The sequence below is a fragment of the Ruminococcus sp. genome, from assembly GCF_017650195.1.
Classification (GTDB): Bacteria; Bacillota; Clostridia; order Oscillospirales; family Ruminococcaceae; genus Ruminococcus.
Genome location: NZ_JAGCFH010000311.1, coordinates 1 through 11,787, shown reverse-complemented (window position 1 = coordinate 11,787; position 11,787 = coordinate 1). Strand labels below are relative to the sequence as shown.

Annotated in this window: 8 protein-coding genes; 2 read left to right on the top strand and 6 right to left on the bottom strand. The window is 45.8% G+C overall.

The window, feature by feature from the left end:
* Positions 1–622: 622 nt before the first annotated feature.
* Both J6U00_RS13965 and J6U00_RS13960 read right to left on the bottom strand, forming a co-directional pair.
* Positions 623–1,702, bottom strand: coding sequence for a dockerin type I domain-containing protein (locus J6U00_RS13965; protein WP_296582829.1), 1,080 nt, complete (start codon positions 1,700–1,702; stop codon positions 623–625).
* 112 nt (positions 1,703–1,814) lie between these two features.
* On the bottom strand, positions 1,815–2,954 hold the full coding sequence (locus tag J6U00_RS13960; protein WP_296582828.1) for a leucine-rich repeat protein: 1,140 nt from the start codon (positions 2,952–2,954) through the stop codon (positions 1,815–1,817).
* Between the two features lie 212 nt (positions 2,955–3,166).
* On the opposite strand from J6U00_RS13960, the gene metG reads away from it, so the two are divergent.
* On the top strand, positions 3,167–5,152 hold the full coding sequence (gene metG / locus J6U00_RS13955; RefSeq protein ID WP_296582826.1) for a methionine--tRNA ligase: 1,986 nt from the start codon (positions 3,167–3,169) through the stop codon (positions 5,150–5,152).
* 148 nt (positions 5,153–5,300) lie between these two features.
* Here the strand turns inward: metG and ispD are convergent, their stop codons facing one another.
* From ispD to J6U00_RS13935, 4 genes are all read right to left on the bottom strand, one after another.
* Complete coding sequence (gene ispD / locus J6U00_RS13950) at positions 5,301–5,978, bottom strand: 2-C-methyl-D-erythritol 4-phosphate cytidylyltransferase (protein ID WP_296582825.1); 678 nt, start codon at positions 5,976–5,978, stop codon at positions 5,301–5,303.
* A 1-nt stretch (position 5,979) separates the two neighbouring features.
* A complete protein-coding gene (locus tag J6U00_RS13945) occupies positions 5,980–7,437 on the bottom strand; it encodes a hypothetical protein (protein WP_296582823.1) in 1,458 nt (485 codons plus the stop codon).
* 194 nt (positions 7,438–7,631) lie between these two features.
* A complete protein-coding gene (locus J6U00_RS13940; RefSeq protein WP_296582821.1) occupies positions 7,632–9,905 on the bottom strand; it encodes a HAMP domain-containing sensor histidine kinase in 2,274 nt (757 codons plus the stop codon).
* A gap of 22 nt (positions 9,906–9,927) precedes the next feature.
* Positions 9,928–10,596 (bottom strand): response regulator transcription factor, encoded by a 669-nt coding sequence (locus J6U00_RS13935; RefSeq protein ID WP_296582831.1) that lies wholly within the window; start codon positions 10,594–10,596, stop codon positions 9,928–9,930.
* Between the two features lie 368 nt (positions 10,597–10,964).
* Between J6U00_RS13935 and J6U00_RS13930 the strand changes: the two genes are divergently transcribed.
* The gene (locus J6U00_RS13930) at positions 10,965–11,666 is read left to right on the top strand and encodes a hypothetical protein (RefSeq protein WP_296582820.1); all 702 of its coding nucleotides are present in this window, start codon (positions 10,965–10,967) and stop codon (positions 11,664–11,666) included.
* Positions 11,667–11,787 lie beyond the last annotated feature (121 nt).

The following is an 11,787-nucleotide window of genomic DNA, read 5'->3' as shown; positions in this document are numbered from 1 at the left end:
GGCATATAAGTATGTTGAAAAACAGCTACAATCTGCTTTTTTAGTGAGTATATTAACCTTTTCCAGCTTTGATTCATTTGATGCAGTAACTCTTTCAACAGGCTCATTGTATGCGATAGCCGTCATGATCTCAAGTACCTGATCAAGCATTGTTTCTTTCTGTTCTCTTTTTAACATTAAAATACTCCTTTCGAATTTTGCGTGATTTGATTAGTGTGAACTTTAAGCATTTTAGACACAATAGGTCTATTGTCCTTAAAGTGTTTATTGTGCGTAGATTTTCAGATTGGAGTGGAGAGTAATACCGCTTCGGTTACAGCCGTTCTGCGCAGGAGCGATTAATCTGTTCATTTCAACTTTAAATAATTTGACTGATAACAGTTATTGGGCTTCGGTATGTTAGGCCACCTTACCCTTGCACTTAGCCTAAAAAGGTTCCTATTCGTCGGCTCAGAGATTTGCCTGCATCTTCCTTCAGATTCCACCTCACGATGGACACACTTGATGTTCGGCTATATCCTTCCCACTGTCGGGTGGATTCGGGACTTTCATCCGTTAGAAACGTGCGCTGCCGAGCGCACCTAAAAAAAGAAGCGAGTCCAGCCCGCTTCTTTGTATTCTTTTATCTGTAACCCCTCAGGTACTCCTCAAAGCTGCGCTTTCCGTCTGACGATACATAAGCATAGTAGGCAAGTATCTTCGAGGCATCGACAGCGTCTACAAAACCGTCTCCATTCACGTCTGAGGTAGCATAGCTCTTTTCATCGGGAACGGCTTCTCCTATGGAAAACATTGAATAAGCTGCCAGTACCAACGAAGAATCCACCGCGTCAATCATACCGTCTCCGTTAGGATCGCCGCAGCGATATACAGGCTCCGGCACAGTAGTTGTAACTGCTGTTGTAGTAGTCGTGGCTGTGGTGATGGTAGTTTTCCGGGTAGTGGTCACAGGCTTTGTAGAAGTAACCATGGTCCTTTTTGTTGTAGTTGTCGCAACAGCCTTGGTGGTAGTTGTAGGACTTGTAGCCGTTGTTGTGGTAGTTGTTGTTGTCGTTTCAGCGGAAGTAGTGGTAGTCTGTACAGGCTCCTTTATTTTTATGTAACCGTGCTCTATGCCGTTAGTGAAGAGCCACGCTTCCATCATTCTGCCTTCCTTGTCATTTTTTATGTTAGTAAAAAGGTCGTTTGTAACTCCGGGGTGCTTATACTCCAAATATATGGGATAAATGTCCCCTGCCTGCATATCCTCCGGAAGAGTGAAGTACATAGTCCACATAACGCCGTCCCTACCGTTGTTGCCCGAGCCGGCTGTAACAAAGCCGATACAGTGGGGACCAGAAAGATACTGTATATCCTCCAGCTTCTCTATAGCCTTTCCCCTGTCTGCGTAATATCCGTCATCAACAACAATATCAAGTCTCTCGTCATAGTTTATGTGAAGTGCCGTAGGACCGTATTTTTTATCCGCACCCCTGACGGATATTTCGACTGCCTGAGTCGGCTTCTCCCTTGCTTCTTCGAGGGTTAGCTCTATCCTGCTGATAGAAAGTATGGGCTTTACAGGCGAATCGTAGGGATCTATACCGTTAAGCTGGTACGTATCTCCCACAGCTTTGTCGGCTGCCGCAAAATGAGGCAGAAAACTGGCTGAAACTAAAAAATACGCAGCTACTGCCGCTCCCAGTAACCTCGCAAGTTTCATAGAAATTCTCCTCTCAGGATGATTTTTCTATATATATTATAACATTGCAAAATTACCATTTCAATATACATTGTGTGAATTTTTCGTATTATTGTGTGCAAAAGATTAACATTTATAATCCAAAGTATTCTTCAATTGCTTTTGTTCCGTCTGTCGATATATAAGTATAATATTTCAAAATCATAGAAGCGTCAACGGCATCAATGAATCCGTCTTTGTTTATATCGGAAACTGCAAGCTCATGTTCAGTAGGGCTTGCTTCACCTGTTGAAAATTTAGTATAAGCTCTAAGCACATTTGAAGCGTCAACTGCGTCAATGATACCGTCTCCCGTAAGATCGCCAAGCTTGGAAGACATCTCTTCATCAAGAGCAACAAAGGTAAAACCTGCGTTTTTTGCTGTGCTTTCATTTGCCAATTTTTCAAGGGTAGAGCCAATGTAACCGTAGCAGGTACATGAAACTCTTTCCTCTATAGGATCGCCGTTCTCGTCTATGTGTCCTCCGCCGAAGACAAAATCAAGACGGGACTCAATATCGCATAGAGGATTGAGCACTGTAAGTTTCTCCAGTTTATAGCACTCATAGAATGCCCAGCCGTCTATCTTTTTAATATTTTCGGGGATAGTGAGCTCCTTGAATCTGTTGCCTGTAAAGCTGCGTAACGGTATCTCGGTTACCCACTTTGGAAAATCAATAGATTCAAGGCCACAGTCAGCAAAACAGCTGTCGTTAAGAGTTTCCAGTTTTTCGGGAAGCTTTACTTCTTTCAGCGATGTGCAGCCGAAGAAAGCGCATCTATCGATATGTGTTACCCCTGACGGTATGTCTATCTTTTCGAGAGAGCTGCAGCCTTCAAACGCAAATTCTGGTATGGACGTGATATTTGCAGGAAGCTTTATTGATCTAAGGTTGATACAATCCGCACACATATGCTCGCTTATCTCATGGACAGAGTCGGGAAGAACGATAGAAGTGATCTTTTCTGAACAAAATGCTCCATCAAATATTTCCGTAACGGGAAGTCCTTCTATCTCGGAAGGGATAACGATGTCGCCGCCTTTTTCGCAGTAGCTGACAACAACATGATCGGAAAAGAAGTCATAGCGGATATCGTCGATGTAGTCACTGTCCTCGGCTTCTGTCCATGCGTAAAATATAGCGTTTGCATGGATATCTTCAAATACTTTTGGTGCAAGGCATACTATAAGACTCGCCGTGGTCAGAAGCGTGTATACTCTTGATAGTTTCATTGTGGTTACTCCTTTTCACTGTATTTTTACATATTATATCACGACTTGCATCGGTTGTCTATTACTTTTTAGCACTCTTTTCTATCGAAAAATGCAAACAAAGCGCAGCCGTTCCGTGAACTTGCATTTTCAAACCATATGTGATATAATATAAATTAACCGTTTCTTTCATTTGGAAACGGGAAATAAACACTAAGATTGGAGCGATCCTTATGTCAAAGAACCCCTTTTACATCACCACGCCTATTTATTATCCTTCGGGCGATCCCCATATAGGTCACTGCTATACCACAGTTGCCTGCGATACCATTGCCCGTTATAAGCGAATGCAGGGTCATGACGTAATGTTCCTTACAGGCACAGACGAACACGGTCTTAAAATAGAGCAGAAGGCTGCCGAGCAGGGCGTTACTCCCAAGGAGTACGTTGACGTTATCGTCGGCAAATTCAAGAACCTCTGGAAATACATGAACATCTCATACGACAGATATATTCGTACCACCGACGACTACCACGTAGAAGCAGTACAGAAGATATTCAAGGAGCTCTACGACAGAGGCTACATTTACAAGGGCGAATACTCTGGCAAATACTGCACTCCCTGCGAAAGCTTCTGGACAGACTCCCAGCTTGACGAGAACGGTTGCTGTCCCGAATGTCACAGACCCGTAAAGTTTGCAAAGGAGGAGGCATATTTTTTCAAAATGTCTCCATTTGCAGAGCGCATCGAAAAGCTCCTCATGGAGACAGACTACCTCCGTCCCAAGACAAGAGCAGTCGAGTTGGTAAACAACTTCATCAAGCCCGGTCTTGAGGACCTCTGCGTATCAAGAACTTCGTTTACATGGGGCGTTCCCGTATCCTTCGATGAAAAGCATGTCGTATATGTATGGATAGACGCACTCTCGAACTATATCACAGCTCTCGGCTATGAGAACTCCGCACACAGCGACTTTGAGAAGTACTGGCCCGCTGACGTTCACATGGTAGCAAAGGACATCATGCGCTTCCACGCAATTATATGGCCTGCAATGCTAATGGCTCTCGACCTGCCGCTGCCAAAGCACCTTGCGGTACACGGCTACATCACCATGCAGAGCAAGGGCGGAGAGAGCGTCAAGATGTCGAAATCCCTCGGAAACGTAGTTGACCCCTTCGTACTTGGTGAGCGCTACGGCTGTGATTCCATAAGATACCATATCCTGCGCGAAATGGCTCTCGGCGCAGACAGCCTATTCTCAAACGAGATAATGATAAACCGTATAAACTCTGACCTTGCAAACGGCTTCGGAAACCTTGTTTCCCGTACAGTTGCAATGGCTGACAAATATTTTGGCGGAACTCTCCCAGCAGACCGCGAAGGTGATGCTCTCGATGACGAATTCAAAACTACAGTTACTTCACTCTGTGGTGAGGTAGACAAATGCATCGACGAAACAAAGCTGAAACAGGCTCTCGAAGAAATTTCAAAAGTCGTTGACCGCGCAAACAAGTACATCGACGAGACAGAGCCGTGGAAGCTTGGCAAGGATGATACGAAGAAAGCCCGTCTTGCGGCTGTGCTCTATAATCTCCTTGAAGCTATCCGTATAACCTCTGCCCTTCTTGCGCCTTTCATGCCCACTACAATGCCAAAGGTATGGGAGCAGATAGGTGCGTCAGCAGCTGATGTGGAGTATGAAAAACTAAGCAAATTCGGCGTGCTTCCCGAGAATGTTACCGTTCACAAGGGCGATATACTCTTCCCAAGAATAGACGTTGACAAGGAAATAGAAGAGCTCAACGCAATACTCACAAAGAATATGGAGGCTGCAAAGGCAAAGCTCTCTGCAGAGGAAAAGGGTGAGGCACCCAAGGAGGAGATACAGCTCGCTCCGGAGATAACCATAGACGACTTCGCAAAGGTAGAAATAAGAGTTGCAAAGGTAGTTGCCTGCGAAAAGGTTAAGAAGTCAGATAAGCTCCTTTGCCTGCAGCTTGACGATGGTATGGGCGGACGTCAGGTAGTATCAGGTATCGCCCAGTACTACGAGCCTGAAGATCTTATCGGAAAGAAACTCCAGCTCATCGCAAACCTCAAGCCAGTAAAGCTCAGAGGCGTTGACAGTAACGGCATGATATGCGCAGCAGATACTCCAGACGGAGTAAAGGTAATATTCGTAGACGACAGCATCCCCGTAGGCTCAAAGGTAAGATAAAAATAAAAAGTCTCGTAAACACATCTCAAAAAGCTGTGTTTACGAGACTTTATTATTATGGAACTATAATTCTATCAGCAGCGGTTGAAGGAAGGCGGACGTTTGCGTAATCGTCCTTAACCTCACACCCTCCCCCTTTTATATGCTCTCAGCGCTGTCCGAGCAGCACCTCCGCAATAGCGATATCCTCGGGAGTGGTTATTTTTATGTTGGTATAGTCTCCGACGGTCATTGCTACCTTACCGCCGATAGCTTCCACCAGCTGGCAGTCATCGGTGAAATCCAGATCATGCTCAAGCGCAAAATCTATTCCCTCAAAGTAAAGGCTGCGCTTGAATATCTGCGGAGTCTGTGTTATATAAAGTGAGCTTCTCGGCGGAGTATCCACTATCAGTCCGCCATCAACCGCCTTGATAGTATCCTTTACAGGAACTCCGAGAGTAGCGCCGCCGAATACGGCTGCATCCTTTATGACTTTTTCGATATGCTCTGGTTTTACGAGAGGACGGGCCCCGTCATGTACGGCAACGAGCTCCGTATCCTTGGATATTTTCTTTATGCCGTTGATAACGCTCGCCTGACGGGTATCACCGCCGGTCGTACAGACTGCGAGCTTGGTTATACCTGCTGCCTTTGCTTCCTCCTGTATAGCATTTATATCGTCCTCACGGGCAACTATCACTATCTCACTTACGCTCTCACAGTTCTGAAAAGCCTGCATGGTAACGCCTATGACCTTTCTTTCTCCGAGGGGAAGCAGTATCTTGTTCACACCGCCCATTCTCGTCGAGTTCCCTGCACATACTATAACAACTGATGTTTTCATATCATGTATTTCCTTCCGTAATATCTTTATCAGGCTCTGTAGGAGCAGTTCTTATGCGTATCTCCGGCAGCCTTTCAAGTACATAATAATAATTAAACATACCGTCCTCTAACGACAGGTCATTCTCTCCGCTTGCAGGCGGAGCAAATATTTTCAGCATCATATCGCAGCCGCCGTCAATAGGTTTTTCGTAGAACGCTGGCATAAGGTCGATATATTTTGTGTCAGGAGCTTTATAGAACCAGCGCCCGTTCAACTCCAGCATAAGGTTTGAATCATCTCTGAAAAACAGCTCGCAGAACACGGGAGCAGCTTCAAAACTGAGAGGCACAGCTATGCCCTCGGCATCCTCCGAGCTTCCCCAGCGCAGCTTCACCGGGAGCTCTATTTCGCTGCCGACAGTCATTGAGGGCATGAACCTCTCCCTGTTTATTATCTCCCTGTAGGTCTTCATGACCGGCTGTTCGATGCCTACATCAGCGTTGTTTGGGTCCTCGCGTTCGAGCCCAAGCCTGCCACGGTCGCGGAACTGATAAAATGTAAAGCCCGTGAACCAGTTAGCATTTTCCTCCTCTATGATATCGCAGAACAGCTTTACCATTTCAGCCTGTTCATAAGGACCTGTAACATCTCCGTCAGCGTTCATTTCCGACATTATCATAGGCTTTGAAGTGCCGCCGCAAAGATACATGAAGCGCTCATAGCTTCTTTTCGTAAGCTCGAACACCTCCCGGACAGAATACCTGCAATGGGTAGTACCGCCACTCTCTGCAATATCGCAGGGCCAGCCCCAGTGGAGAGCAAGATACTTGTCCACAGACCATATATCCGTATCGCGGACAGCCTGTGTAAACTCCTTCTCCATTACTATTTCCTCGGAGCAGATATCCTCTACTCCGCCGATACAGAGCACCGTCTGCACATTTGGAGCGTGTTCCTTTATTATCCTCACGGCACGGCAGTAGAAGTCCGCTACCTGCTGATGATTCGCTCTCTTACAGAACTCAAACCAGTCTCCCGTAGCCTCGTGGTTTATTCTCAGGAAAAGTCTTCCGAAGCATTTCAGATCTTCGCCTATAGCGGCAAGGTGCTCGTCTGTGACAAAGGGGTCTATAGTGAGTGTCAGAGTAACGTCCTGACCGTGCCTGCGTATATCGCGCATAAACGTAAATGGTTCCCCGTCTGTGCTGCCGTCTATACCGCCGAGGTATGGAAAGTAATCATCATAAGGGTAGTCCCACTGGAACTTCACTTCCCTGTCCTTATATACCTCCGAGATACGTCCCGGAAATTCCTTATCAAGCGGATAATAGCAGTACATTAGGCTTACGCTGCGGTGAGGTCTACCGAGTTTGCTGAGGATATAGTCCTGATGGACATACTCTCCCCTTTCGCTGCCGTCGCCGAGATCAACAGCGCATAAAGCTCTGCCCATAGTCAGCTCCAGCACCTTTTTCATATCGTTGTTTCCTTTCAGGTATTATAATGATCAATGTTTTTCCAAATAAGATCCATGACAATACACGCCCGACGGCGGTTATTGAATACACATTAATAATTATAATACACATTGCATACTCTGTCAACTTTCAGCAGAAAAAACGCCTCCGGCAATATTGCCGGAGGCGCTGCAATTACTATAATTAATGTATGTCACATAGTTACTATGAAACATACTCCCTTGCCGGGCTGATTGAGAACATGTATCTTGAACTTGTGCTTGTCCGCTACGGATTTTGCAATAGCAAGACCAAGTCCGTAGCCGCCTGTTGCACGGTTTCTTGACTCGTCGCTGCGGTAGAAGCGCTCGAATATCTTTTCGGTATCGTTCTCCTTGATTCCCTGACCAGTGTTGTATACCGAGAACAGCTTCCTTTCGCCGGAACGCTTGAGCGTTACCTGTATTGTACCGCCATCGTTGGAATACTTCAAGGCATTGTCGATGAATATGGCTGCCATTTGCTTGATATGCTTTTCACTGCCGTTGAGCATGATATTGTCCTCAATATTGACCTCAAATTTCTTGTTGCTCTCGAAAGCCTGACACTCAAATGGCAGGGCTGTATTTGTTATAGCCTTGCTGAGGTTGAAGTACCTGCGTTCAAGCTCGTTATTGCCGTTTTCAAGTCTTGTGAGGTTAAGCAGATCGTTTACAAGAACGCTCATACGCTCAGTCTGGGACTTGATGTAATCAAGCCACTTGTTTTTTCCTATCTCCCCTTCAAGCACATCCGCGTTGGTGGATATTACCGTAAGAGGAGTTTTAAGCTCATGGCTTGCGTCCGATACGAATTGCTTCTGCTTGTCCAAAGCCTCCTGTACAGGCTGTATGGTCTTTCTGCTGAGGAAATACGACAGTACTGAAAGTACTATAAGGGCTATAAATCCTATAATGATAGTTGTGCGCTTAAGCTGTTCGAGAACGCTTATCTCATAGCTCTTGTCAGAGAATATCATTATAGTGCCGTTAGGCTTGCTAGTCTTATAGAACTGATATGAATTTATCATACCAGTATCATAGTCCGCATTGAGTATGGCGCTGATGTACTTCTGAGCCTTTTCACTGGTTAGATCGTCGTTATACATCTTATTAAGATACTTTCCGTTGGTATCTGCCATTATTGCAAAGTAATTTATAGAACCGATGCTCTTCGGTATATTCTCCGCATTCGTCACGTTTCTGACACTGCTCTGCCCCTGTGCGCTCCTACTTCCTGAAACGGGAGCTGTGGAAGTGCCTCCTGCAAGCTGTACCATCTCATAGCTGCCGCTGTTTGCTGTCTGTTCAAGGACCGGCTCTCCGGCAGTACTATCTTCGTTTCCGGTATCCGTAGCTCCGCCGTACTTCTGGAACTCCTGCGAAATCTCATCGGACTTGCCTCCGTCACTCTCGCCTTCCTTTACTTTCTTGCTCCACTGGTTATACGGATTATTCGGATTCATGGGATTCATAGGATTATCAGTTGACCATATATTGTACGGATTTGAGCCGCTCCACCAGTCGGAATTCTTTCCATCAGCTTTGGTTTCAACCTCAAACCACGGAGGAACTCCCTTGCCATCCCATGTACTGCCGTCCTGGTTTTTCCACTGATTGCCGTCCCAGTACCAGCCGTTCCAGTTCTGGTTATCTCCGTTCTGATTCCAGCTGCCGCCTTGACTTCCGCTGCTGCTACTGCCTTGCTGACTTCCCCAGTTGCCGCCCTGGCTTCCGCTGCTGCTACTGCCTTGCTGACTTCCCCAGTTGCCGCCCTGGCTTCCGCTGCTGCTACTGCCCTGCTGACCTCCCCAGCTGCTCCACTGCTGTCCGTCACCAGAACCCCAGTTCCATCCGTTATCGCCCCAGGTGCCGTTCCACTGCTGTCCGTCGCCAGAGCCCCAGTTCCATCCGTTATTTCCCCAGTCCTGGCCGCCCCAGCCGCCCTGTGACATATCTGGGAATGTAGCGTCCTCTGGCATTGTGGGGAATATCGACCACGGAAGTGTGGTATCGGTCTCAACTGGCTGAGTATCAGGAGTTGACTCCGGAGGTATATCCGGCTCACTGCCGTTATCATCTGTCTGAGGGTCGGTATTCTCAGGTACATCAGTCGCATTCGTATCCTGCGTACCTCCCGAAGTCGTATCCGGAGTAACCGTGGTAGCGGCATCGGATGGCTTTGAAGGCTTTGAGAGCGGTACGCTTCCCTTATCGTTCTTACGGTTCTCCTCCATCGGGAAATAGAAGAAAGATTCCTGATCGTTATACTCAAGATCCGCGGCTATCTGCTGGAGGACTTCCTTTGACTGTCCTCTCATCACCGCTTTTGTCATTACGTTTATACCGATTATAACTGCAAGGAAAACTGCAAGAAGGATGCTGATGATCATAATGAATATCTTTATCTGCGCTTTTCTGACCATACGGTCATGCTGCTTTTTGAGCATCTTTCATTCCTCCTTTTCAATTCTATTCAAGCGAATAGCCTATGCCTCGCGCTGTTTTTATCTGTACGGGAGCCGATATCACTGAAAGCTTTTTTCTGAGGAATGATATGTATACTTCGATATTGTTGTATTCGACATCGCTCTCGTATCCCCATATTTTTTCTATTATCCTTTCCTTTGGAAGGATCTGACGCGGATTTGATATTAGGAGCTCCATAATCTGGTATTCCTTAAGTGACAGCTTTACATCGTTCCCTCGCCATATCACTGAACAGGTATTCTTGTTGAGCTCAAGTCCGTTATAGTCCAGTCTCGCCTCGTCAACAAGCTCACCCTTTCTTCTTGTTAGGGCACGTACCCTTGCAAGCAGCTCGCCCGTAATAAAGGGCTTGGTGATATAGTCGTCAGCGCCGCAGTCGAGACCGTTTATCTTATCCTCGATCTCGCTCTTTGCCGTAAGCAGCAGCACCGGCGTATGTATTCTTTCCTGCCTCAGTTTTCTTAGGACCTCAATACCATTCATGCCCGGAAGCATGATATCAAGTATGATACAATCGTAAACGCCTGTGAGCGCATTGTCAAGGCCGTCAACTCCGTCATATACTGTATCCACGTTGTACATATTTCTTTTCAGTATCTCGGACAGTGCGTCCGCAAGCTGCATCTCGTCCTCAACAACGAGAAGTCTCATAAAAAATACCCCCTTGGAAATGTATGCCGCAGCTGCGGCAGCTCTTCTTTCAGCGGAAAAACAGTTCATCAGAGTACACCTTTCCACTTTAATTCTATTATACCACAAAATATTGAAATAGTCTTAAAATTCAAATATTGTTCATTATGTTGATTAGGAAAAAAATTCTTTGCATTTTTGTGCATATCAACAGTTTTATCATAGATTCACTCGCAATTGTTGACTAAGAGTTAGATATGTGCTAAAATTGATATACAGAAAGAATGTATTAATTTACTGTTTTTACGCAATATATATAAAACGTAATAGTTCTATATGATAATGCTATGCAGTGCTTCAAAATATACTACGGATAGGAGGGGCGAAGAATGTTATCACCGATGGAACGGAAAAAAGTTGGTTTTCCATTGCTCACATCGAGCGCTGTCGAGCTCAAAAAGTACGTTGATGTATACGGTCTCTTCATTGAGACAGGATATACGACAGAACTTTGCGATGCATACTCCGATGCTTTCATAGACAACGCCAAAAAGCCCTCTTCATTCGATTTCATACAGCTCGCATCGTTTTACGACAAGATAATGGATCACAAGTCCGCCTATTTTTACCTCGACAAGCTTTCTGAAAGAAAGCTGAGCGGTGAGGAAAGATTTGATTACTGCACCGGTATGCTCAGAAGTATCAGCAAGATTGGCAACTGGCGCGACGCAGAGGATTTCCGAACCGCAAACATAAGCTTCCTGCAAAAAATGTCCTCAAAGGTATCACAGAAGAAAGAGGCAGAGCTGTATATAGCTCTCGCACTGGCAGACTGTGCAGCCAAGAACTACACTCAGGCACTTAAGCTGTTGAAATTCGGCTATAAACCACAGGGTAAGAACGACGTTACCCTGCTCGAGATATTCATAACCGCAGTTTACATTTTTGCACGCAGCGGTGACAGTGTGGGGCTCGAAGGAGCTCTCGGCAACGCTGAGGGCTGTCTTAAGCTGTTCAAGAAGTTTGATTTTTCATGGGAAGAGGCATTCTACAGAGACCGCGTGGACAATGCCGCAAAGGGCATTCTATGACATACCGCTCCGGATATAACTCCGGAGCTTTTCATTTTTTCGACAGCCAAGCTATTGTTAAAACAAAAAAATATATAACTATTATGCAAATTTTGCTATTAAAACTACATTTTGTCATTTG